Below are 21,759 nucleotides of genomic sequence, written 5' to 3'. Positions count from 1 at the left end.
GCAAATTTTCCGGGGCCTCGCTCGACTTCTACCGGATACCAGTTAGTGGCGACGAGCCGCCACATACAATGGAGGGCAAACTTACATGAACGACACTTTTCGAATCCCAATGGGGAGGTTTCTTTGCGTTTTATTGGACATACCCGGTTTAGTTTGTTCGAACCCGATTCAACTTCCTGGCGGCTATCTCGCTCTGCAGGTCGCAAGAGTGAGGAAGCCTACCTCCGTCGACTTTACTCTGAGGAGAGAATGCAAAGTCGCCAGGAAATTTTCTTCAATTACTCCCTTCCAATTCTTGACCAAGCACAATCCGGGATGGATTTGATTCATGTAGTGAGCTACTCTGATGAGCTTCCCGCCAGGTACCAAATGCAGTTAAAAGAAGCTGCGAATCGGTACAGTTGGCTACTACTCGACCGCCGAGACGCTTCAAACCGAAACGGGCTTTCTCTCGAAAATATCGCCCGCGAACACTTCAATCAGGGGGATATTTTTGCTGAGTACCGCCTCGATGACGACGATATTCTTGCCGTCGACTACTTTGAATCTCTCTCGGCTTATCTCTCCAACCCGTTTGTGGGCTTCCATGTTTCGCACGGTCTAGGGCTGCAAGCATTCTACGAAAACGAAACCTTTTTCGAGCCTCGCTACGAGCATCGCCCTAAAATAGCCATAGGCCTTGCTCGCGTCTGTTCCATTGGCGCCAAACGCGTCATTGGTCCCAAGCGCGCACCACACACCAAGATTGACCAGCGTGCACCAGTAGTTCTCGACAGTCGATCAGTTAAGTTTTTACATTCGCTTCATCTCTCGCAAGATTCTGGTGAGGACAAGCCGAGTGGCGATTTAGCTAACCGATTTAGGAACTATTTGAAGCAGGAAGTCCCAAAGGACTACGCCTTTCATTCACTCTTCCCAGGAGTGAAGTTTGGGGACAAACTCCCCGACTCGAGAAAGCTCAAGGCCCTCGTTTCTACCCACAGCAAACCGCAGACAATAGCCGAATTCACGAAGAAAGCCGCAGAAAGAATCCCTCGATTCAATTGGTGAGGCGGGAAACTAACTCTTATTTACAACGTTAACGATCAAGTCTGCGGCTTGCTTAGCCCCAGGAACAAATGAGGCGTGCTTCAAACGCTCTCTCAACCCGTTCCTAAACTTGTCATCGCCAAGTTTTGAAATACTTGTCTCTATTTCGTCGGAAGTTAGAGCCACAAGCCCAAGCTCTCGGTCAACCATTCCGCGTGCACGCCTTAGCTGATCATCAGTCTTTGTATATAGGTTCGGCACAAAAACCGCGGGGATTTTAGCAACAACGCTTTCTTGGACCGAGTTATATCCGGCAGCAAACACCGCGGCATCAAAAGCACCGAGATACTTTGCAAGCGGATACGCTTGAACCGAGTATACGTCCTTAATTGTTACGGATGCGTTCAATGGATTCTGTACCAACACTGGATTCCAGTCGTCGCCGAGATTCTCTACGGCTTTCAGCGCGGCAGCGCGTATATCAGAGATGTCGTTTATTACACCGGCGCCAATTTGTATCAGAAAGAGCTTCTTATCTGCAGGTAAACCTAATGCTTCCCGGGCTGCTCGGCGTGTGAGCAGGTCACCTTCTGCTACTACGCAAAGTGGATTCACTTGCCTGGGCACAATATGCCCTTGCATTTCAGTGCTTTCCGCGACGGCAACATCTCGAGGGATGATAATTTCGTCCACAAATTGATCTGCGAAACTAATCTGCCGGCTTGCCGTTCGAACCTCATCTCGCCAACACCCCCTTTGAACCCACACTAGCGTCTTTTGGTACCGCCTTGCGCATTCCACAATTCCGCGATAGACAAACGTTCCGTCAAAGACAATCACGTCTGGTTCAAACCCTCTGACAACTGCTCCAAAGTGTGCGGTAAGCAGCGGATTCCACGCTCCGCCAGCCATTTCGAGATCACCGTAGGACGGGAAATAGACTATTTCGTCCTTGCTTAGTCCGACTTTTTGATAGGCGCTTGACAGCGTATAGATCAGCTTCGGGCCTTCTATCTCCTTGGAAATACCGATCAACCGGCTTAGATGGCCAAGGCCGGCACCGTTACTCGAGACGAGAAGCACACGCGGCCCGCGGCAATCGTCTTCGGAATCTTTTTGGCCTGCTAGCCGTTCGGTAAGCTTACTAAAATCAGACTCGGTTACGGATGACCTGAAACCTGCCCGGTCTAGAACAGCCAGTGCATTCTTTCGGATTGATACCCGAAGGGACTTGGTGGACATAGACTCCCCTTATTCTCCCTCGACAGAGCGAGCTATAACTATTTTCGGCTTGTTGTATGCTCGCGAAGCTTCCGCGAGAATTCCGCTCGCTCTATCACTTTCACCTCTTGCCCTTGCCTGATTCCATTCCGCATAGACCTTCGAAATTTCAGCGACCGCACCGTCAGCCACCACTACACCCTCATTGAGCCAAATCACGCGATCACACTGTCGACGAATCGAAGTTGCCGAGTGGGACACAACTACGATTGTCCCAGAATCTTCAAGAAATTCTGCCATTCGCGCTTTGGCTTTAAGTGCGAAAGTGGAATCACCCGTAGATAGAGCCTCATCGACCAAAAGGATCTCCGATGCGGTAGCCGTAGCGATAGCAAACTTTAGGCGCGCCTTCATTCCAGACGAGTAGGTTTTCAGAGGCCGGTCATAAGCCGAATCAAGTTCTGTCCACTCACCGATCTCAGCTACTTTCTGATCAACCTCCGAACCGGACAACCCACGCGCGAGAAGACCGAGCCTAGCGTTGGTCCTGCCTGAAACATCACCTTGCAGTGCGGCAGAAACGCTCAGCAAAGTTGGCGTTGACGATACGTACACTGATCCGGCGGAAGCAGCAATCTTTCCCGACAGGATGGAGAGCAATGAAGATTTTCCCGAGCCATTCCGCCCGAGTACTCCAACCGACTCACCCCTTTGGATGACGAAGCTAACTCCCCTAAGCGCGTCCACGCGAGTAGATCTACCTCGAAAGTCGAAAGTGTAGGCCGAGCCATTTCGACCAAGCTTATACGTCAAATGCAAATCATCCGCGACGACAACGGGATCACCTAACATTTGCGTACCTTCCTTCAGCCGCCCAGAAATAGATAAAGCCAAATGTTACAAGGCCGAAAGCCCAAAACGCGAGATAGGCCCATGTGAATACCGGGGGCACCTCGCCGTCCAATACGCAGCACCGTGCAGCATAAAGCGCTTGGTAGACGGGGTTCAGTTTCATTACTAGCGCCAGCGTCTCGTGATTAACAAACCTCTCGATAGAGAAAAAGATCCCAGACAGGAAAAACAGGGCGCGGGTAAATAGATTCACGATCGACTTTAGGTCCGGAACAAATGCCGTGGCGCGGGCAACGAAAAATACACACCCTAGAGAAAAAAGCTGTACGAGGCAATATATCGGAACGATGAGTACGACAGTCCACGGAATGGCTTTGTCTAACTGCCAGGCTAGGGCCATCAAAATGCCAACCAACACCGGGGTAACACCGTCGATCGCATTTTTTAATCCTTCGCCGAGGACTACGGCTGCCCGCGGAAAACTAAAAGAAGAAATTAAGGCACGTGAACGACGAACTAGCCCTATTCCGCTGGTTAAACCCCGGGTCGCCATTCGGAAGAAGACCACACCAATGGCGAGGTAGCCTGGGAAGTTCTCCATACCTTTGGAAACATTCAGGACCATGCCGAACACAAAGCCGTAAAATGCTGTTTGAAGTATCGGATCCAAAATGACCCAAGCACGCCCCAGAAACGTATCTCGTCCATTTAGGTTGGCACGCGTACGAGCGTTAAGAGCTATAAAACGCCTAACCTGCCAAATCTCCCTGATGTATTCCTCTAGTGTGGGGCGTGACTGAAGTCTTGAAAGTCTCCCGCCATTGACGACTAATGTGTCTGACGCCATCGTTTCACTCCTGTTTCGATTCACAGTGATTCTACGGTGCCTGCGGAGCAACAAAAACTAAGGCCCCCTGATATCTGAATCTAATCAGGAGGCCAGCAGATTCTCGGCTATAGTTTGACCACTGAATCGGACGAAGAAGCACCTACGGTGTCGAAGAAAATTTTCGAACGCTGTGAGAGCTTCTCAATATCGTAAATCGAGTGTGGCTGCAGTAGTACAACTAGATCTGCTTCACTTACAGCTTTTTCCAGATCGTCTTCTCGGTCCAGCAAGATATCGCGACTGGTCGGGTCATCAGAGACGTTCCATTTTTCTACAAACGGGTCATGGAACTGGAGATCCGCACCAAATGCCATGAAGCGTTCGGCGACCGGAACAGCGGGGGACTGACGCTGGTCTGCAATGTCAGCCTTGTATGTCACACCAAGCAAAAGCACCTTCGAACCATTGAGGGCCTTCTTCTCTTTATTGAGCAGGCGCGACGCACGATCTACGACATAAGCCGGCATCGAGTTGTTGATTTCTTGAGCCAGTTCGACAAAGCGGAATGGGTAGCCTAGTTGCTTACGCACCTCAAAGGAGAGATAGTTCGGATCAATGGGGATGCAGTGTCCACCGACGCCTGGGCCCGGAGTGAAACGCATGAAGCCAAACGGCTTCGTAGCTGCGCCGTTAATAACCTCCCAAATATCGATCCCAAGCTCATGACAGAACTGCGCCATCTCGTTGACCAGAGCGATATTAACATGTCGGAAGGTGTTCTCCAGCAGCTTCGCCGTCTCCGCTTCCTTAGTTCCCCTCACCGGAACCACATTGTCAACAAAGGTGCCATAGAACCCCAATGCGGAATTAGTCGACTCGTCATTTACGCCGCCAACCAATTTTGGAGTGTTTTGAATGCCGAACTTCTTCGAACCCGGGTCAACGCGTTCGGGGCTGTATGCAACATTGAAGTCCTCACCCACCTTCAGCTGCGAGTGCCCCTCAAGAAGCGGTACACAAACGTTGTCTGTCGTGCCTGGATACGTGGTCGACTCAAGGATATAAGTTGCTCCACGTTGAATATGACGGCCCACTGTTGTCGTAGCAGCTTCGACCGCCCGAAGGTCGGGGGACCCCGCCTCGCCCAAAGGAGTTGGCACGCAAACGACGATGTACTGACTATTCGAGATACAAGTCGGATCCGTTGTAGCCTCGTAGCCTTTACCTATCATCTCCTTGATCTCTTCATCCGACAGATCATCGACATGAGAGCGTCCTTCGTTCAGAGCCTCTACGGTCTTGCTGCTCGTATCGAGACCCCAAACCTTCCATCCGGCCCTTGCAGCGGCTTGCGCAAGTGGCAAGCCGACGTATCCTTGCCCGACGATAGTTACGCTTTTATCCATAGTGCCATCCTCATCTGATTGGAATTCGTACTTGCGGACACATGTGGCCCAAGGGCAACAATCGTAGAAGATTATACTCCTACATGGAGCCTTTGAAGAGTCCGCGAGTATCTACCAGCTTCACCTCGCCAAACTGACTCAGGGTTAGATCTTTAAATTCATTGTGTGCGACTAGCGCCACCACAACATCGACACCCGCAAAATCCGTGGGCATTTCCCGCAAAAAGTGCACATTCGAGATACCCTGAAGCTCAGAAGGGCACACCGAAACTAGCGGATCGATCACAGTAATTTCAGCATCCGGTCTAGCTTCGGAGAAAATCCTGACTACTTCAACGGCCGGTGAATGACGGACATCATCCACATTCTCTTTAAAAGCAAGCCCTAATGCCAAAATATGCGGCTCATCGACGCTCTGCACGAGTTCAACGATACGGTTCGAGATGTTCTGAGGTTTCGAATCGTTAAGATGCCGAGCGCTCTCTATCAGCGGAGCGTTCCCTTCTGCGCCCACCAAAAACCAGGGATCAACCGCGATGCAGTGTCCGCCAACCCCGGGACCGGGTTCGAGGATGTTCACACGCGGATGCTTGTTCGCCAGTTCGCGAAGTTCCCAAACATCAACTTCATTTTGCACGCAGAGAAGCTCCAGCTGATTCGCGAACGCAATATTCACATCCCGAAATGCATTCTCTGCTAATTTACTCATCTCAGCGGTCCGAGAGTCAGTCAACCAAAGTTGACCACGACAAAATTGGGAATACAGTTTTGCTGCTCTATTAGACGCATTGGTGGTGTACCCCCCAATTATGCGGTCATTCGATTGCAGCTCTTCAATGATATTGCCCGGAAGCACTCGTTCTGGGCAATACGCGATTCCCATCCGCTCAGAATCCACCGCTTCCTTCAAATCAGGACGTAGCTCAACGATTCTATCTACTAGACGCGCCGTAGTTCCTGGAGGACAAGTAGATTCGATGATAAGCAATTCATCCCCACGAAGAATCTCAGCAAGACTTTCTATAGCGCTGAAAATGTAGGTCAAGTCAGCACTTCTGTCTTCAGAAATCGGGGTTGGTACCGCGATGACGTAATTTTCAGCCGTAGCGATGGAATCGGTAACCACCAGCTTACCTGACGTCACTGCTTTTTTGAGCAGCTGATCGAGTCCGGGTTCCACAAAAGGCGCGACTGCATTTTCTACAAACCGTCGGCGCGCGTCGTCGATGTCGTAACCGGCCACAACATCAAAGTTATCTGCAAGCACAACGGCTGTAGGTAGCCCGATGTAACCAAGACCAATTACCCCGATATCTACCCGCTGACTATATGCTCCCAAACTCGCGTTCACTAAGATGTCAACCTTCTATTCTCGATCTCACTGTAAAATTCCCTCAGAATGTACCCGATTTGACTCCAGGTACGCCCCTTCGCCCACTCCTGTGCTTGTCTGCCCCGATGCGGTCCTCGCATTACCGTTCGAATCGCTGCTGCCAGTGCCTCCGGGTTTTCCGACTCAAAGTACGTGGCCAAGCCTCCTGTGACTTCTTGCAGTGCCGGAAGATCGGACGCCACCACTGGAATTCCTAGCGCCATGGCTGCAAGAGGCTTGATTGGAGTCACTGTTCGGCAAACCGGCGAATTTGTTCGCGGCACCACGAACACGTCGAGTGTCCTATACCAGGGGACGATCTCGTCCTGTGGTTGACGCCCCACAAATGTAACCCGTTCCGACAGGCCCAGGTCGGAAGTTAGTTCTTCTAATCGTGGCCTATCGATACCGTCGCCGACAACCAGAAATTTCACGCTGTTCGGTAGGTGAGGGAGCGCTCGAATCATCGTGTCGAGTCCCTCGTACTCAACTACCGAAGTAATAGTTCCCACTATGAAATCACCTTCAACTCCGGTCAACCTTCGCGCTTCATCCACAGAAATCACCCTTTTGAAGAGGTCATCCTCCGCAGAATTAGGCGCTACACAGATATCCCCCCCAGCGATACCCTTACGAATCAGTCGTCTAGCAGCGAGGTTGCTTAATGTAACCACCCCGTCTGCCGCCGAAGCAGCCTCCACTTCCTTCGCTCGCCAGAGGCGATAATGCTCTGACTCCTCGGTTCTCGAAGTTCTGCCATATGCGGAATGCGTCAGCCACGTTTTCTCAATCTCGCCACGAGTCTCATATACCCAAGGCAGGTGCAGTTCCTGAGCCGCTGCGGCAACTACAATGGCATTCTTAAAGCTCGTCGTGGTGTGGAGAATTGTAGCGTTGTGGCGTCTCGCCGCCTCCACGATTCCTTTTTTCGCGTATTCAAATTCTTTCCTGGGGTCGCACGGAAATCGCCACTGCATATTTCGTTCATAGCGGAGCGATTCAACCGTCTCAGCTGCCTTACTGACAGCTACACCAACTACTGAGGGATAACCGAGTCTCGTGAGGACGGTTATTGCCACACCCGAAGACTGCACGGCCTTTGCCAGAGAGTGCGTACGTTTTGAATATCCAGAGTTTGTGTACGGAAGAGAATTGCCAGCAACATAGAGGACTTGAGTGGATCGTGGCTCGCTCGAAAGCAGATACGTTTTGCTCGTCGCAATTGATTGAGAGAGCCACCAAAGTTCGTTTTCAACTCGCCTGCGAACGAGAGCATTTCTCCACCGCTGTGAGGGACGCCCTTTCATCGAAGCCAGCTTTAGGGCTAATCGGTACTCGCCCCCGTCTTCGGCCAGCTCAGCTTCTGTTGGCTCAAAAAGTGGCTGCCATTTTGGCAAGCCGCGTTTCGCCCTCACTTTGCCGATCAGACCACGTGGATCAACAACTGCTTCCCTTAATAAGAAGGTTAGAAAAGTAAATACCGCGCGCGCGTATTGCATCAATGTTGGTCCTTGATGCTCTGAATGAGGGCGCGAACCTTACGTGGGGTTTCAACGCTCTCCTCTTGATCAATCCATGACCTGGCCTTGGCGGATATTGATAGACGCGATCGATCATCAATCAACTCACACCATAGATTTGCTAGAGCGAGCGGATCTTGAGGCGGTACTCCGTCACCTGCCTCGAGACTCTCGATCAGATCCGCGGCTTCGCCTGCGACAGAACCTGAAATATGTATTCCCATTCGCATCAGTTCAAAGGTCTTGCTGGGCACCGCTGCTTTGAGTGGCTCCCAATCTGTCAAATGAACGAGCGCAGTGTCTGCCCACTCATAGTGTCCACTGAGCGTTTCCGGATTTGCCTTGCCGTAAATCTTGATGGGCAAATCGGTCGCCCTCACTTGTGCACGCAGGGCTCCGCTAGTTGCACCAGCGCCCACTAGCCTCAGATTGACTTCGTACCCTTTCTCGCGTGCGATACGAACCGCTTCCACCGCATTGGAAAGCTGTTGAGCCCTCCCGAGAGTGCCTGCATAGAGAACATTAAGCTCGCCCGGGGTTTTAGCTTCTGTGCGGGCGCCTCTTGCATCCACCTGGGCTGGAAAAACGTTCCGAATGGTCACGAAACAAGGCTGTTCTAAACGATCGCCTGCCCGCATCCGCTCTTGCAAACTTTCCCTCAGGTAGTCCGAAGTGAGGATCATCGCCGAACTGCGCTTATATATGGCGGGCAGCATCTTCTTCACGTACCGGCTCACAAGCTGCACTGGACCCCGGCGAAGCACCCGCTCACGCCGTGACATCTTTCCAACGCCTTGGTTCCAGAGAGCACTGTAATCGACCAAGTCGGGCCAAGCATCCCTTAAATCAATTACATAGCGCACCTGTAACAACTTTGCCAGCAAACGTGTTGCCAGTGCGGTTGGCAGTGCGGGCACCGTACCGACCAATAGTTCAGGTTTCGGAATGCGACCATCACGACACAACCGCACACCAACCATTACCGTACTCAAGGCAACAAACGCTTGATTGAGGGCTCGATATGTTAGAGAGCTGTTGGTGGGGAGATACCCACATCGATAGATATATTCGCCGCTGGGCCCCACTTCAGGGTCTGCGATGGTTTGGGAAACATGACGGTGGAAAACGCCCACGCTCGTACTCTTTTTCTCACGGGGCGGAGGCGCAATTACATAAACTTCATGACCCTGTTTTATGAGGATTGATGTCAACCAGCTCCACCTGCGTTGCGGTACACCATTTTCGGGCCACCAATACTGGGAAAGCACGAGTATTTGCATCAGCTCTCCCTCCGGAAATTCCGCAAGCCGTCTCTTCCTGTGGGGCCAGCGGGGCTCGAACCCGCGACCAACGGATTATGAGTCCGTAGCTCTAACCGACTGAGCTATAGCCCCTCGTTTGCCGAAAGTATAGCCATGCCATTCTGCTCGTGATGAAATGCCCCCTGCCCTGTTGCCTCTAACCATTCGTAATAAGCAAATTGTGGAGAGCGTCAGCAACCCGGTAGGAAGCTCTACCTTCTCCGTATGGGCTTGAAACGACAGACATCGCCGCCCGCTCTTCCTCGTCATCCAGAACTCGAGTAGCTGCCTCGACAATTCGGGTCGCGTCGGTACCTACTAAACGGACAGACCCAGACTGGAGCACTTCATGTCGTTCAGTCTTATCTCGCATAAGTAAGACCGGGATACCTAATGCCGGCGCTTCTTCTTGTACCCCGCCCGAGTCTGTAATCACCATCCAGCTTCGTCTCAACAGTGCTGTAAATTCCGGGTAGGGCAACGCATCGATCAGAAACACATTATCTTTGAGGGCGAGTTTTTGCTGGAACGTTTCTTTGATTAGCGGGTTGGCGTGAAGCGGAACCACAAAAGAGACGTTACTGAATGATTCGGCAAGTTGGTCTATCGCAGCGGCAATCTCCCCAAGTTTATCCAAATTTTCCCTTCTATGGGCCGTCACCAAGACGAATCTGGCGTTCTGATCAACGAGGTCCTTAACGCGGCCATCAGAAAATTCAACGTCCCATTCCGCAACTTCATAGAGGGCATCGATAACCGTATTTCCCGTTATGACGATTTTTTCCTTGGGGATGCCTTCCGCAAGCAAGTTCTGCGCGGCATCTCCAGACGGTGCACAGTGCAATTCAGCAGTCTGGCTAATTAACCGGCGGTTTGCTTCTTCGGGGAAAGGTGCACGAATATCCCCGGTTCGCAGCCCAGCCTCAAGGTGTACCACCTTTACTCCCCTGTTGAACGCCGCTAATGCGGAGGCAAAGGCAGTCGTTGTATCCCCTTGGACGAGAGCCAACTGAGGTTGAACTTCCGAAAGGATGGAGTCAAGGCCGCTAATCGTCGATGCCAAAAGTTGATTAAGCGTCCTCCCCGCAGGCATTGCCGCAAGTTCATGGTCAGCGTGAATGCCAAACCTCTCGACGATCGACGCAAGCAGCTGCTGGTGCTGCGCCGTCGACACCACGACCACATCTAAATCGTCGTAGGACTTCAGCCGACGGATGACCGGTGCAAGTTTGATGGCTTCTGGCCGTGTCCCATACACCACCATCACCTTCGGGTGTTCACTTACCATTCTTCGTCCAAGCTTTTCTTTCTCCGCTCAAAACCAATTGATTTCAAGGTGCCGCTGACTTCTTTGAACACTACCGGTAGTTGTGAAGTCAATGCGAACTTCCACTCCTAGATACACTAGCCACCATGTACCAATACGTCGTCGGGGCCGCCGCCGGGTATGTGCTCGGCACGAAAGCTGGCCGGAAGCGCTACCACCAGATCGTCAATGCCGCGCAGGCTGTCGCTAACTCGCCGGTGACCAAGCAGGTCACGGCCTCTGCTCGCCGAGCGATCGCGAACAAGATTGATCCGGAGCCGCGCATGCGCGAGGTCAGAGACCTCCGCAAGGGCAAGAAGCTCCGCGGCTCGGACAAGCAGATCGAGGACACGATCTACGAGCCGGACCAGGACTAGAAGCATCCGCCCCTAATCTTGGGCAAGGCCTGCGACAATGCCGTCGAGGATGTCCTTTTCGCTGATAATAAAGCTGGTGGCGCCAGCTTCGCGTTCGAAGGCATCCATGAGCTGCTCCACCACGGTGGAGCCGGAGCCGATCACGTCGGCACGGCCGGGGTGGACCACTGGGTTCTCACGACGTTGCGCTGCGGTCTTGCCGCGCAGGTCCGCGGTCACTTTGCGCAGCCGATCGAATGGGATCTCCGACATGTGGATGCGCTCGGGGTCGTAGGATTCCAGCCCCTGCGCTAACGCGGAGAGCGTCGTAAAGGTGCCGGCGCAACCCACAAACGTCTTTGTCTCTGCAAAAGGGACGGTGGATGCGGCGTCAGCGATTTTCGCGTCGATGAATACACGCGCCTCGGCGGTCTCCTCTGCTGTGAGCGGATCCGTGCGCATGATGCGCTCGGTTATGCGCACACACCCCATTTGGGTGGAGATGGCGTGGCCCTCCATAACGAACTCCGTCGACCCGCCACCGAGGTCGATCACGCAGAATGGGCCCCGGGCCGGATCGATGTCTGCGGTGGCGCCAGCAAACGACAGCGCCGCCTCCTCCTCGCCGGTGATCACCTCTGCAGCTGCCCCCGGCTGGATCTTGCCGAGCAGCTCTCGGGTCATGGCGAAGAAGTCCTCGCGGTTGGCGGCGTCGCGGGTGGCGGAGGTGGCCACCATGCGCACTCGGGTGACGTTCTCGCGCTGCATCTCCTCGACGTAGTCCGCGAGCGCTACGCGGGTGCGCTCGATCGCTTCAGTGGCGAACTGGCCGGTTTCGTCGACGCCCTGGCCGAGGCGGACGATGGTGTTGCGGCGGGAGACCTCGCCGGTGTCCGTGTCGTGGATGAGCAGTCGGATGGAGTTGGTGCCGCAGTCCACGGCGGCGACGCGGGTCATGCCAGCCCCTCCCCTGCCTCTGCGAGGGTGATGCCGAGGTCGGCGAGCGTGGGCCAGTCGGCAGGGATGGCGGTGCCGCGCAGGTCACCGTGCTCGGCGGCCAGGGCCACGGCTTCGGTGCCGAAGCGGACGCGCTCCGGGCCTTCGGCAAGGGCGTAGGCGATGAGCACGTGGAGGCACTTCACGCGCTCGGGCATGCCGCCGCCGGAGAAGTCGGTGCCCAGGTCCTCGATGGCGTTGCGCTCGGCGAGGAAGTGTTCGTGGGCTGCCAAGTAATCCGCGCGCAGGTCTTCGCCTTCGTCGCTGTCTGCGTTGAGGCGGTTTTCCATCCACTTCATCACCTGCGCGACCTCGAGACGCGAGGCCTCGGCGGTCAGGCGCGGGTCAGTGAGGTAGTAGAGGGTGGGGAACGGGGTGCCGTCGTCAAGTTTGGGCGCGGTTTTCACCACGGCCGGCTGGTTGTCCGGGGTGGTGTAGGCGATGGCGAGCACGCCGCGCGGGGTGCGGCCGAGCTGCTCGGCAACGATGGCGAGTTGTTCGTCTGTGGGAGGAGTGTGCATGCGGGCCATTGTCCCACACGCCGCCTATTGCGCTGGCGCGGGAGCTTCTGGTGCCGGGGCCTCCGGTGCCGCCGGTGCTTCCGGTGCTGGGGCCTCCGGAGCCGCCGGTGCTTCCGGTGCTGGGGCCTCCGGAGCCGGAACTTCTGGCGCTGGGGCTTCGGGCGCGGGGGCGGGCGGAGCTTCGTCGATAGGCGGAAGCTCCTCCCCCGGGACCTCGCGTAGGGAATCCCACATCACCTGCGGCCAGGTGCGGGTGTCGGGGATGTCGTCCTTGCCGGTGGTGATCGCCTCGGGAGCGGTCATGCGGGGGTCGATGATGCGCCAGGCGGTCTCGCCTTCTTCCATGACGCCGAGGCGGCGGCGGGCTTCCTGTTTGAGGAAGGCGTCGTCGTCGTACATGGCGATGTCGTCCTCCAGAGCCTGCTTTTGGGCCTCCAGGCGCGCGATGGACTCGTTGGCGCGGGCGATCTCGGCGCGGCCCTCATAGAAGTTGCGCAGCGGCGCCGCGATGGCCAGCAGCACGAGGATGAGCACGGCGATGAGGATGACCACGCTGGCCATGTCCTGCTTCGGAAATGCGATGGCCCTGCCGCGTTGTTTGCGGCGCGCGGCGCGCTCGGCGTTTTCCCGGTCGCGGCTGGCAACGGGGACCGTGCTGGGGCGGCGGGTGCGGGAGCGCTTCGTCATAATCAGCAGATGATACGCCAGGGACTAGATGCGCTCGAGGATCTCGCGGATGGCGGCGCGGCCGGCGTAGCGGGCACGCAGGTCCTCCACCAGCTCGTTGAAGCGGGCCTGCGCGTTTGCGTCGTCGGCGACGAACTTGCGGATGTCGCGCAGCTCCGCCTCCAAGCGCTTGTAGCTGGGCAGATCACCCGCGGCGGCGAAGTGCTCCGGCAGGCGGAACATCAGCTCGGTGCCGCGGGCGCGGTCCACGTTCACGCCGATGGCGGTGCCCATCTCAAAGATCAGCTCCGGGTCCAGCTCGTCCGGGCGCGGGTGCTCGGTGGCCACACGGTAGCCCAGCTCGAAGTCGTCGAAGTGCTCGGCGTAGAGCAGCTTGAGGTTGCCCTGGATCCAGCTCGGGGCGGCATCGATGACCTCTTGGGCCATGGCGGGGGTGGCGCCGTCTTCGGCCAGCAGCTCGCGGAAACCCCGACCCGGGTGGGATGTGGCAAAGGCGGTGCGGAACTTTAATAGGGCGCCAGCGCCGAAGTAGCGGTCCAAGCGGGCTGTCAGCGCCTCCATGGAGATGCCGGTGCCGCCGAGTCCTAGGCGCTTTGTGCTCACGCGCTCCTTCATGGCGGCTTCGAGCAGCTCCCGGGCGTCGTCGTCGCGGGCGCGCTCCTCAAAGAAGGCGAGTAGCTCGTCGCCTGCGAGCATCTGCTCGAGCGCGAGGTCGTCTCCGCGCAGGCGAGCGATGCCCTCGCGCAGGTACACCAGGGCGTCGTCGTAGCGGCCGAAGGCGTCCTGCGTGTCCTGCTTGTCCAGGCGGCGCTCCAGCTCATCGACGGCCGGGATGTCCAGCCAGTCGGCGTAATCGGCTAGGTCAGGCTCGCCGAAGCCGGTTTCGTCGAAGACCAGGTTGGAGATCCACTCCACCACCTCCCCCGGCGTCGGCGGCGCCTGCCGGTAAGCGGCCAGGTGCAGGATAATCGCGGTGCGGTAGGCGTCGGCGAGAGAGCCGTAGGCGTCGTCAGTGCGCAGCAGCATCTGCCCGATGCCCTCGGTGGCGGCCTCCAGCGGGCGCACCAGCTGCGCGCCCCAGCCGCGGTCGATGCAGGTGGAGCAGATGTCCAGCAGCGCGAACCACTCCTGCGCCACTTCCGCGGTCAGTCGCGCGGACCAGCCGGGGTTCTTGCGGCTCAAGCGGTCCACCCGTTGGGCGATTCGCCTACCGACGGCCTCCGGTCCCCCACCGTGCTCCGCCGCCCCAACCTCTAACACAAGGTCCACATTCGGCTGCGCCACGCGCAGGTTACGCACCAGCTGCACCAGCTGGTCGTGGCGCAGGTTGGCCACGAATTCGTCGATCTCGTCGTCGAACACGGCCTCCGCCGCAGCGGCCGCCTGCACACTGGGGGTGAACACTTCCCCGCGCTCGTGGATCAGCTTCAGCGCCGTGGCCACCGCGTGGCGGCACCACTCGTGCTCGATCGCGCAGTCGCACTCGGCCTGCAGGTCCGCGCCGCTGAGTAAAAGGCGCACGTGGTACTCGTGCGGCGCGGTCACCGTGGAGCGCACCACGTTGTCGGTGCGCTCGGTGATCGCCACGCGCTGCGGGTCGATCTTCTGCCCGCGGTCAAAACTCGCGTGGTCGGTGCGCTCCGCCAGATAGTCCACGGTCAGCTGATCAAACAGAGTACGAATAGTCACTTGATCAACTGTACGTGGTTTCGCCCCAACGCTGCCTAGTCACTGGACAGCGCCGGATCCAGTCCCTCAGAGACATACGACATCGCTACCGGGAAATGGTGTTGCGTCGCAAAAGCTGACATTCCGGCGATTTTCGATGCGCGTTTGCCCAGGTGGGAAATGTGCGTCGTTAAATTTTACGAGCACACGCCTTAAGCCCGATGTTTCGCTATCTGGTCTACCTGCTTCCGGAGTGGTTCCAGCGCCTCTTCGATTTGGTTGTTAATCAATTGCAATACGTTGTCGTCGATAACCAAGTCCCCCGCGCCCTGCGTGGTGTGAACCAGCCGTTTGCGAAGTTCATCGAGGTCCTCCACGGAAGACGCTTCAGCACTCAACTCGGAGACCAGTTGCGTACCGGTTTTCGCCCCGAAGGAACGGGCTGCAGGCTTCAGCTTCTCAGCAAGGTCATCGATGCGTACGTTTTCCTTTCGCAAGGCGTCCGCGACCAGGTCGGCCAGGTATCCCCTCTCGACCTTCAGTTCAGCCAGGTCGCCGACTGTCCTGGCAACACTTGTCACCGGTAGCCCATCCACGGACACGATGTCTGTTTCGGGAATCTCGCGGCGAGTGTAGATGCGGATCCCCTGTTGCCGCGTCTGCTTCGTGCCGCCGGTCGAGAATGTGAGCTTCGGCGGAATCAAACGCCCAATGCCGTGGATGCGCGCTGCAGACTCGTGAGAAACCACGACGGGCCACTCATCCTCCCAGCGTTCGTCGATGAACTTCTTTGGTTCAAGAGACAGCCATGCGGCACGAATCTCATCCTGCGGCCCAGCCTGATGGGAGGGCAGCAAGTACACGCCATGCCTCGCTCGATCAAGGTCGCCTTTTTCAGCCAGCCGCGAAAGTTGCAGTCTTTCCACGCCCTCCCGGCCAGCCTGTGCCGTAGTGACGATCCCCCACTGGTCGGAGGCGATCGTCTCCAAGGTCGCCAGCACCTCCGCTTGCTTCATACGCCACTCCGTCACTTTGTATCGCTCCCTGGCGACGATTGTATCACTCATCGAGATACAATCGTCAGTTCAGATTGATACAAACATCAATCGATGCGACCAAAAGAAGACCCCGCGCCGAAGACGGGCGGGGCCGGAGGTGCGTCGATAAGCAAGTGCTTACTTGAAGCGCGGGAACGCGGAGCGGCCCGCGTACTCGGCGGCCGGGCCGAGCTCCTCCTCGATGCGCAGGAGGCGGTTGTACTTGGCCACGCGCTCGGAGCGGGCCGGCGCACCGGTCTTGATCTGGCCGCAGGACAGGGCCACGGCCAGGTCGGCGATGGTGGTGTCCTCGGTCTCGCCGGAGCGGTGCGACATCATGGTGCGGTAGCCGTTGCGGTGGGCCAGCTCCACGGCGTCGAAGGTCTCGGTAAGGGTGCCGATCTGGTTGACCTTCACCAGCAGCGCGTTGGCGGCACCCTTCTCAATACCCTCGGCCAGGCGCTTCGGGTTGGTGACGAAGAAATCGTCGCCCACGATCTGCACCTTGTCGCCCAGCTGCTCGGTGAGGGTGACGTAGCCGTCCCAGTCGTTCTCATCCAGCGGGTCCTCGATGGAGACGATCGGGTACTGCTCCACCAGGTCCGCGTAGACCTTGATCATCTCCTCGGCGGAGTGCTTGCCGCCCTCGAAGTTGTAGGCGCCGTCCTCGAAGAACTCGGAGGAAGCGACGTCGAGGGCGAGCGCGACGTCGTCGCCAAGCTTGTAGCCCGCCTTCTCAATGGCCTCCACGATGAGGTCCAGGGCCTCTTTGGTGGAGCCGACGGACGGGGCGAAGCCGCCCTCGTCGCCAAGGCCGGTGGACAGGTCCTTGGACTTCAGCACGCTCTTGAGCGCGTGGTAGACCTCGGCGCCCATGCGCAGCGCCTCGGTGAAGGTCTCCGCGCCGATCGGGGCGATCATGAACTCCTGCACGTCCACACCCGAATCCGCGTGGGCGCCGCCGTTGAGGATGTTCATCATCGGCACCGGCAGCACGTGCGCGTTCGGGCCGCCGATGTAGCGGTACAGCGGCAGCGCGGCCGAATCAGCGGCAGCCTTCGCCACGGCCATGGACACACCCAGAAGGGCGTTGGCGCCCAGCTTCTTCTTGTTGTCGGTGCCGTCGAGCTCGAGCATCAGCCTATCGACGATCCGCTGGTCGTCCGCCTCAATCCCCGCCAACTCGTCCGCGATAGTCTCGTTGACGTTCTCGACAGCCTTCAGCACACCCTTGCCGGCGTAGCGCTCGTCGCCGTCGCGAAGCTCGTGCGCCTCGTGCTCGCCAGTGGACGCGCCGGACGGGACGCCCGCGCGACCGTGGGAGCCGTCCGCGAGGAGCGCCTCCACCTCCACAGTCGGGTTGCCGCGGGAATCCAGGATCTCGCGGGCGAAGATGTGCATGATGTCGGCCATGGTGACTCCTTGCGTGGGTCGGAAGCGTTTTACCGGGTACTAGCTTAGCCCGGTCAGTGCTATCGGTGCGCCGGTTGGTTCATGGCGTAGTTCGCCGCGGCGTCGCGGACTTTGGCCACGTAGTCGTTGGACTGGTTGTAGGCGAAAATCGCTTGGCGCCAGCCCTCTTCCGTAGCCAGGTCGCGCGTGTGCCCGCCGGAGTTGCACAGGAGGTTGGCGGCGCCGAGAGCGGCGTCGTCGATCTGCTGCGGGTCCGGGTGGCCGTCGCCGTTGGCGTCGCGTCCGAAGCGCGCCCAGGACTCGGGGATGAACTGCATGGGGCCGACAGCACGGTCGAACTCAGGGTCGTTGTCGAAGGCGCCTTGGTCGGTGTCCGTGACGTGGGCGAAGCCGTCGCCGTCAAGCTTCGGGCCGATGATCGGCGGCTCCGGGTAGCCATCTTGGTTTAACTGGGAGTTGTTGAAGTGGCCCGTGTAGGTGCCGTGGCGTGTTTCCACCCAGCCGATGCCGGCGAGCGTGTTCCACTGCAGGTTGCAGGCCGGCCAGGACTCGTTGGCGATCAGCGCGGCGTTGGCGTAGGCGCGGATCGCCTGGCCCGAGACGTTGGTGGCGTTGCCGATGTCCTGCGACCAGTCAAAAAGCAGGTCGGAGGTGCGGCCGGGGCCGTGGACGTCGATAGGCGGGGGCGCTACGGCGGCTGGCGGCGGCATGGTGGTGGGCACCGGCTGGAGCGGCTCGTGACGGTCCGGGGTGGAGAACGCGGCGATGAGCCACGCCACCAGCGCGACCACCATCACCACCGCGGCGGCCGCGACGAGGACACCCGCGCAGCCGCACCCGCGCGCTACTCGCCTGGCTGCTGACATGACCGGAGAGTGTACCGCGCGGGTGCCTGCGAATGGTGAACGCGCCGGTAGCACATACCCGCGTTGGGTTTTGTCGTAGTTGGCCCGAATTCGCGGCGGGTTTATGTCTGCCTTGAAGCACATACCACCGCGCACACCCGCGCCGAATTCAGGTATTGCGGCAAAACCTGAATTCGGCGATGTTTTTGGTGTGTTTTGGGCGGGAGGGTGGGTTGCGAGCTGGGGTTTCGCGCGGCTGTTTTTGGGTTTTCATCGACGCAAGTTAATCAGCACATGTCCACCCCACTGGCCGACCGAAATGCGATCAATTTTGCCACTTTTGCCACACGTGCCACTTGCTTAACATGTATGATTCTCCGCGACCTAGTTTCTTCCCCGAAAGGACCCCTTCCAATGCGCCGTATCGCAACCCTTGCCGCCGCTGGCCTGATGGCCGCGGCCGCCGTCACCTCCCCCGCCACCGCTCAGGCCCAGACGCAGTCGCTCGAGCTGCTCAAGCTGCTCAACGGCAACATCGCCACCGCCAACTGCGACGCCCTGCGCGTTGGCCTGACCTCCACCAACATGGTCGGCCCGGACACCACCCGCTCCCAGCTGGTCGCCAACGTGAACAACGTCGTGGGCAAGGACGCCACCCTGCGCCTCGCCTCCGCCTCCACGGTCGGCGCGCTTGCGGACCGCGCGCTGGAGTGCGGCATCGTCAAGCCGGACCCGGCCACCCCGCTGGACCAGTTCTTCGCCATGAGCTCCCAGATGTCCTCCCAGGCCAACCTGCCGGACATCCGCAACTACATCGGCGCGCTGCGCTAATTCTTCTCGGCGGCCTTGCCTTCCTCCCACAACCGGTCCTGGGTGGCTTTGTCCACGGGGCCGGTTGAGCCGTCGAAAAGGTAGGGCGCGCGGCGGCGCATCTTCTGCACGAACGCGTCGGCCACGTCGCCGAAATCGAACGCTCCGGTCTCCTGCGCGATTTCGGCGTGGAACAGGATTTGGAGCAGCAGGTCGGACAGTTCGGACTTTAGATCGTCGATAGGCAACTTGTGCTCGATTGCCTGCGCGACTTCCTCAGCCTCCTCCCACAGAAACGGCAGGAGGCTTTCGTGCGTCATCGCCTGCTCCCACTCCCCGCGGCGGCGCGCGGCGTGCATCGTGCGGGTGGCCTCGAAGACAGGGTCGTCGAGACTAGCGACGCGTTCCGTTGCCGCGCCCTCCCCCTGCCAGCAACGGACCTCCGGGTCGTCCGGGTCGGTGGAAATCAGCCAGCTTTCCGTGCCGCCTTTGACGTTGAGGGCCCAGCGGACGTCGACAGGCACCTCAGGCGTGAAGGCGACATCGCCGCTGATGCGGCCGGCGAGGTGGAGGGGGATGAGGGAGGGCCAGCGGGGGTCGAGAAGCAGGACGGTTGCGGTCATGGTGGGCAAGTCTAAGGGCTCTAAGATGGAGCGCATGACTCAGATTGCTGAAGCCCTCGAGACCGTCAAGCCCACCGCGCAGGACGCGCTGGGCGATTCCGTGACCTTCTCCCCCATCCGCTGGAAGACTGGGTGGCCGCACCACCTGCGCCGCGTGCCGCCGTTCCGCGACGACGCCACCGCCTCCATCACCCGCTCCGAGGTGTTCGCGTTCGGCGAGGACGTGCGTGAGTCCGGTTTTGCGCGCGAGCAGATCATCGACTTTTTGGGCGCCTGCTTCGCCTACGCCGCTGGCCAGTCCAACCAGGTGATGCAGATGCAGGCGTTTTTGCGGAACAAGGGGAACGCTTCGAAGCTGCTGGGGGCGGTGCGGAAGCTTGACGGCGTGGGTGCCGTTGACGCTTACGGTGCTTTGGTCGGCACTGGCCTGCCGCCGAAGTTCGCGTCGGCCGTGGCGTACTTCCTGGCCGGGGAGCAGGAATCGGGCTCTGGCTCTGAGTTGAAGCCGGTGATCATCTGCTCCAACCGCGCTCGTTTGGCCGGGCTGTCTTCTGACGCCGACTGGACCGCCGAGGAGTACAGCGAGTACCTAGCTGCGCTGGCTTCGGCGCGCGACGCTTACGATTCATCGCTGCCGTTGGACGCCGTCGAGTGGGCGCTGCGCGAGTTCGCCCGCCGCTCCGAGTAGGAAGAATGTGTGCGATCCGGCGAGCTCAGGGAAAACCTGAACTCGCCGGGTTTTTGTTTTTAGGTGGTCAGTGGCAGGCATATGGGTCGGTGACCGCTACACGACTGTTCCCAGGCATCGAGAAATTCCCGATCTCGCCGCCCAAAAGATTTATAAGCAGATTGGACTGAAATAACGATGAACTGTTTTACCGCGACTGTCCAACGTGACTCCGGCTGGTGGGTCGGCCAACTCGATCAAGACCCTGGTGTCATCGTCCAAGCACGTCGCCTTGATCAGATTGAAGACGAATTCAAAGACGCCCTTGGACTTTTTCCCGAACTGACCCACGATGCAGAGTCCGCCCAGATCGAACTCGCCATCGGTGGCGAAGCGGAAAAGGCGGCACTTTCGGCACGAGACGAGCTCGAAGAGCTGCGTCGGCAAGAACACGATCAACTGGGGAAAATCGCCCAGCACGCGAAAGACCTCTCTGAACGCGGTTACAACTACCGTGACATCGCCTACCTTCTGGGCATCAGCTACGGCCGAGTCGGGCAGATTCTCAAACAGCACTCCGCAGCGTGAGGCCAATGATTGACCCGGTTCCGGAGCAGTAGCTGATGTTCCTGCCGTGGAGTGGGCGCTGCGCGAGTTCGCCCGCCGCTCCGAGTAGGGGTTTTCGGGGCGGTTTCGGGGGTTTCGCCCGAAACCGCCGCCGCTACCACGCAAACCGGCTACATACAACCGGCTACCAGCGGTTTCTCTGCATGGTAGCCGGTTGTAGGTAGCCGGTTTCCTCATGTGGGGCGGCTCCTTCCGAAGGGCCCCACCCAACTTTTCGTCCAGCACCACTCGCCCACGGATGTGGTGTTTTCGAAATGTGGCAAATATTTGCCACATTCCAATTTCGGTATACCCGCGCCCCTAACGGTTGCCGCGGAAGGCGCGGTCGTTGAGGTCGCGGCGGGCCTGCTCGAGCGCGACGAGGTCGGAGAAGAGGGCGTTGTAGGCCTCCTCGTCGTCGGAAGGCCGCATGCGCTGGAGCTGCGACTTCAGCTGCGCGATCTGCTGGCCCACGCGGGTTTCCTGCAGGCGCGAGAGCACAGAATCGGCGTATTCGTAGAGGTCGTCGGCGTGGATGGGCTCAACGGCCAGCTCGGAGACGAAGTTGCGGCCGGCGTAGTCGCGCATTTCGCCGGCGACCGTGGCGAGGAAGTTCGACGCGTCGGGAGCGCCCGGCGCGGCGCTCTCGGGGGCGCCCGGTGCGGGGGCGGCAACGTCGGAGCCGTCGGAGCCC

The 21,759-nt window shown here is 58.5% G+C and carries 21 protein-coding genes, 1 tRNA gene and 1 pseudogene; 5 read left to right on the top strand and 18 right to left on the bottom strand.

Annotated features, from left to right (window positions below):
• The first annotated feature begins 45 nt into the window (after positions 1-45).
• Complete coding sequence (locus HMPREF3151_RS03395) at positions 46-1,050, top strand: glycosyltransferase (protein ID WP_246815188.1); 1,005 nt, start codon at positions 46-48, stop codon at positions 1,048-1,050.
• Positions 1,051-1,059: 9 nt separating this feature from the next.
• Here the strand turns inward: HMPREF3151_RS03395 and HMPREF3151_RS11765 are convergent, their stop codons facing one another.
• The 9 genes from HMPREF3151_RS11765 to wecB all read right to left on the bottom strand — a co-directional run bounded on the left by HMPREF3151_RS11765 (position 1,060) and on the right by wecB (position 10,818).
• Entirely contained in the window at positions 1,060-2,271 is a 1,212-nt protein-coding gene (locus HMPREF3151_RS11765; protein ID WP_141741294.1) for a UDP-N-acetylglucosamine--N-acetylmuramyl-(pentapeptide) pyrophosphoryl-undecaprenol N-acetylglucosamine transferase, read from the bottom strand.
• 9 nt (positions 2,272-2,280) lie between these two features.
• Positions 2,281-3,102, bottom strand: coding sequence for an ABC transporter ATP-binding protein (locus tag HMPREF3151_RS11535; protein WP_083290159.1), 822 nt, complete (start codon positions 3,100-3,102; stop codon positions 2,281-2,283).
• Complete coding sequence (locus tag HMPREF3151_RS03390; protein WP_070473504.1) at positions 3,092-3,949, bottom strand: ABC transporter permease; 858 nt, start codon at positions 3,947-3,949, stop codon at positions 3,092-3,094. The genes HMPREF3151_RS11535 and HMPREF3151_RS03390 overlap by 11 nt, the downstream gene beginning before the upstream one ends.
• A gap of 107 nt (positions 3,950-4,056) precedes the next feature.
• On the bottom strand, positions 4,057-5,337 hold the full coding sequence (locus tag HMPREF3151_RS03385; RefSeq protein ID WP_070473502.1) for a nucleotide sugar dehydrogenase: 1,281 nt from the start codon (positions 5,335-5,337) through the stop codon (positions 4,057-4,059).
• A gap of 79 nt (positions 5,338-5,416) precedes the next feature.
• Positions 5,417-6,688 (bottom strand): nucleotide sugar dehydrogenase, encoded by a 1,272-nt coding sequence (locus HMPREF3151_RS11530; RefSeq protein ID WP_246815187.1) that lies wholly within the window; start codon positions 6,686-6,688, stop codon positions 5,417-5,419.
• The gene (locus tag HMPREF3151_RS11525; protein ID WP_083290158.1) at positions 6,688-8,208 is read right to left on the bottom strand and encodes a glycosyltransferase family 4 protein; all 1,521 of its coding nucleotides are present in this window, start codon (positions 8,206-8,208) and stop codon (positions 6,688-6,690) included. Before HMPREF3151_RS11525 ends, HMPREF3151_RS11530 begins: the two co-directional genes overlap by 1 nt.
• Positions 8,208-9,362: a glycosyltransferase gene (locus tag HMPREF3151_RS03375; protein ID WP_168160588.1), complete on the bottom strand. Its 1,155-nt coding sequence runs from the start codon at positions 9,360-9,362 to the stop codon at positions 8,208-8,210. Before HMPREF3151_RS03375 ends, HMPREF3151_RS11525 begins: the two co-directional genes overlap by 1 nt.
• A 187-nt stretch (positions 9,363-9,549) precedes the next feature.
• Positions 9,550-9,623 (bottom strand) — tRNA-Ile (locus HMPREF3151_RS03370).
• 64 nt (positions 9,624-9,687) lie between these two features.
• Entirely contained in the window at positions 9,688-10,818 is a 1,131-nt protein-coding gene (gene wecB / locus HMPREF3151_RS03365) for a non-hydrolyzing UDP-N-acetylglucosamine 2-epimerase (RefSeq protein ID WP_070473496.1), read from the bottom strand.
• A gap of 125 nt (positions 10,819-10,943) precedes the next feature.
• Between wecB and HMPREF3151_RS03360 the strand changes: the two genes are divergently transcribed.
• Positions 10,944-11,213 carry a hypothetical protein gene (locus HMPREF3151_RS03360; RefSeq protein ID WP_070473495.1) on the top strand — a complete coding sequence of 90 codons (270 nt, stop codon included), beginning with the start codon at positions 10,944-10,946 and terminating at the stop codon, positions 11,211-11,213.
• A 12-nt stretch (positions 11,214-11,225) separates the two neighbouring features.
• Here HMPREF3151_RS03360 and HMPREF3151_RS03355 read toward each other — a convergent pair whose 3' ends face one another.
• The 7 genes from HMPREF3151_RS03355 to HMPREF3151_RS03325 form a co-directional block, all read right to left on the bottom strand.
• Positions 11,226-12,149, bottom strand: coding sequence for a Ppx/GppA phosphatase family protein (locus HMPREF3151_RS03355; protein ID WP_070473493.1), 924 nt, complete (start codon positions 12,147-12,149; stop codon positions 11,226-11,228).
• A complete protein-coding gene (locus tag HMPREF3151_RS03350) occupies positions 12,146-12,709 on the bottom strand; it encodes a DUF501 domain-containing protein (RefSeq protein WP_070473597.1) in 564 nt (187 codons plus the stop codon). The genes HMPREF3151_RS03355 and HMPREF3151_RS03350 overlap by 4 nt, the downstream gene beginning before the upstream one ends.
• Before the next feature lie 24 nt (positions 12,710-12,733).
• Positions 12,734-13,396: a septum formation initiator family protein gene (locus HMPREF3151_RS03345; RefSeq protein WP_070473491.1), complete on the bottom strand. Its 663-nt coding sequence runs from the start codon at positions 13,394-13,396 to the stop codon at positions 12,734-12,736.
• 24 nt (positions 13,397-13,420) lie between these two features.
• Positions 13,421-15,085 (bottom strand): hypothetical protein, encoded by a 1,665-nt coding sequence (locus tag HMPREF3151_RS03340; RefSeq protein ID WP_141741293.1) that lies wholly within the window; start codon positions 15,083-15,085, stop codon positions 13,421-13,423.
• A gap of 191 nt (positions 15,086-15,276) precedes the next feature.
• Entirely contained in the window at positions 15,277-16,080 is an 804-nt protein-coding gene (locus tag HMPREF3151_RS03335; protein ID WP_070473487.1) for a type IV toxin-antitoxin system AbiEi family antitoxin domain-containing protein, read from the bottom strand.
• Between the two features lie 159 nt (positions 16,081-16,239).
• Positions 16,240-17,514, bottom strand: coding sequence for a phosphopyruvate hydratase (gene eno, locus HMPREF3151_RS03330; protein ID WP_070473485.1), 1,275 nt, complete (start codon positions 17,512-17,514; stop codon positions 16,240-16,242).
• A 59-nt stretch (positions 17,515-17,573) separates the two neighbouring features.
• Positions 17,574-18,380: a lytic transglycosylase domain-containing protein gene (locus tag HMPREF3151_RS03325; protein ID WP_083290157.1), complete on the bottom strand. Its 807-nt coding sequence runs from the start codon at positions 18,378-18,380 to the stop codon at positions 17,574-17,576.
• Positions 18,381-18,773: 393 nt separating this feature from the next.
• Here HMPREF3151_RS03325 and HMPREF3151_RS03320 point away from each other — a divergent pair, with 393 nt between their 5' ends.
• Positions 18,774-19,190, top strand: coding sequence for a hypothetical protein (locus tag HMPREF3151_RS03320; protein WP_070473481.1), 417 nt, complete (start codon positions 18,774-18,776; stop codon positions 19,188-19,190).
• Here the strand turns inward: HMPREF3151_RS03320 and HMPREF3151_RS03315 are convergent.
• A complete protein-coding gene (locus tag HMPREF3151_RS03315; protein WP_070473478.1) occupies positions 19,187-19,792 on the bottom strand; it encodes a MazG nucleotide pyrophosphohydrolase domain-containing protein in 606 nt (201 codons plus the stop codon). The genes HMPREF3151_RS03320 and HMPREF3151_RS03315 overlap by 4 nt on opposite strands.
• Before the next feature lie 34 nt (positions 19,793-19,826).
• Between HMPREF3151_RS03315 and HMPREF3151_RS03310 the strand changes: the two genes are divergently transcribed.
• The gene (locus HMPREF3151_RS03310; protein ID WP_070473595.1) at positions 19,827-20,480 is read left to right on the top strand and encodes an 8-oxoguanine DNA glycosylase OGG fold protein; all 654 of its coding nucleotides are present in this window, start codon (positions 19,827-19,829) and stop codon (positions 20,478-20,480) included.
• Between the two features lie 177 nt (positions 20,481-20,657).
• Positions 20,658-21,047 carry a hypothetical protein gene (locus HMPREF3151_RS11520; protein ID WP_083290156.1) on the top strand — a complete coding sequence of 130 codons (390 nt, stop codon included), beginning with the start codon at positions 20,658-20,660 and terminating at the stop codon, positions 21,045-21,047.
• Positions 21,048-21,386: 339 nt separating this feature from the next.
• Here the strand turns inward: HMPREF3151_RS11520 and HMPREF3151_RS03300 are convergent.
• A pseudogene (locus tag HMPREF3151_RS03300) lies at positions 21,387-21,759 on the bottom strand (DNA primase); the annotation flags it as partial.

Origin of the sequence: Corynebacterium sp. HMSC05H05 (assembly GCF_001807265.1) — a bacterium.
In the GTDB taxonomy this organism is placed as follows: Bacteria; Actinomycetota; Actinomycetes; order Mycobacteriales; family Mycobacteriaceae; genus Corynebacterium.
This window is presented reverse-complemented; position numbering and strand designations above follow the sequence as displayed.

What these genes read in the sequence shown, in the direction of transcription:
- HMPREF3151_RS11765 (WP_141741294.1), bottom strand. Translation starts at nt 2,271, where the DNA reads ATGTCCACCAAGTCCCTTCGGGTATCAATCCGAAAGAATGCACTGGCT.
- HMPREF3151_RS11535 (WP_083290159.1), bottom strand. Translation starts at nt 3,102, where the DNA reads ATGTTAGGTGATCCCGTTGTCGTCGCGGATGATTTGCATTTGACGTAT.
- HMPREF3151_RS03390 (WP_070473504.1), bottom strand. Translation starts at nt 3,949, where the DNA reads ATGGCGTCAGACACATTAGTCGTCAATGGCGGGAGACTTTCAAGACTT.
- HMPREF3151_RS03385 (WP_070473502.1), bottom strand. Translation starts at nt 5,337, where the DNA reads ATGGATAAAAGCGTAACTATCGTCGGGCAAGGATACGTCGGCTTGCCA.
- HMPREF3151_RS11525 (WP_083290158.1), bottom strand. Translation starts at nt 8,208, where the DNA reads ATGCAATACGCGCGCGCGGTATTTACTTTTCTAACCTTCTTATTAAGG.
- wecB (WP_070473496.1), bottom strand. Translation starts at nt 10,818, where the DNA reads ATGGTAAGTGAACACCCGAAGGTGATGGTGGTGTATGGGACACGGCCA.
- HMPREF3151_RS03360 (WP_070473495.1), top strand. Translation starts at nt 10,944, where the DNA reads ATGTACCAATACGTCGTCGGGGCCGCCGCCGGGTATGTGCTCGGCACG.
- HMPREF3151_RS03355 (WP_070473493.1), bottom strand. Translation starts at nt 12,149, where the DNA reads ATGACCCGCGTCGCCGCCGTGGACTGCGGCACCAACTCCATCCGACTG.
- HMPREF3151_RS03350 (WP_070473597.1), bottom strand. Translation starts at nt 12,709, where the DNA reads ATGCACACTCCTCCCACAGACGAACAACTCGCCATCGTTGCCGAGCAG.
- HMPREF3151_RS03345 (WP_070473491.1), bottom strand. Translation starts at nt 13,396, where the DNA reads ATGACGAAGCGCTCCCGCACCCGCCGCCCCAGCACGGTCCCCGTTGCC.
- HMPREF3151_RS03335 (WP_070473487.1), bottom strand. Translation starts at nt 16,080, where the DNA reads ATGAAGCAAGCGGAGGTGCTGGCGACCTTGGAGACGATCGCCTCCGAC.
- eno (WP_070473485.1), bottom strand. Translation starts at nt 17,514, where the DNA reads ATGGCCGACATCATGCACATCTTCGCCCGCGAGATCCTGGATTCCCGC.
- HMPREF3151_RS03325 (WP_083290157.1), bottom strand. Translation starts at nt 18,380, where the DNA reads ATGTCAGCAGCCAGGCGAGTAGCGCGCGGGTGCGGCTGCGCGGGTGTC.
- HMPREF3151_RS03320 (WP_070473481.1), top strand. Translation starts at nt 18,774, where the DNA reads ATGCGCCGTATCGCAACCCTTGCCGCCGCTGGCCTGATGGCCGCGGCC.
- HMPREF3151_RS03315 (WP_070473478.1), bottom strand. Translation starts at nt 19,792, where the DNA reads ATGACCGCAACCGTCCTGCTTCTCGACCCCCGCTGGCCCTCCCTCATC.
- HMPREF3151_RS03310 (WP_070473595.1), top strand. Translation starts at nt 19,827, where the DNA reads ATGACTCAGATTGCTGAAGCCCTCGAGACCGTCAAGCCCACCGCGCAG.
- HMPREF3151_RS11520 (WP_083290156.1), top strand. Translation starts at nt 20,658, where the DNA reads ATGAACTGTTTTACCGCGACTGTCCAACGTGACTCCGGCTGGTGGGTC.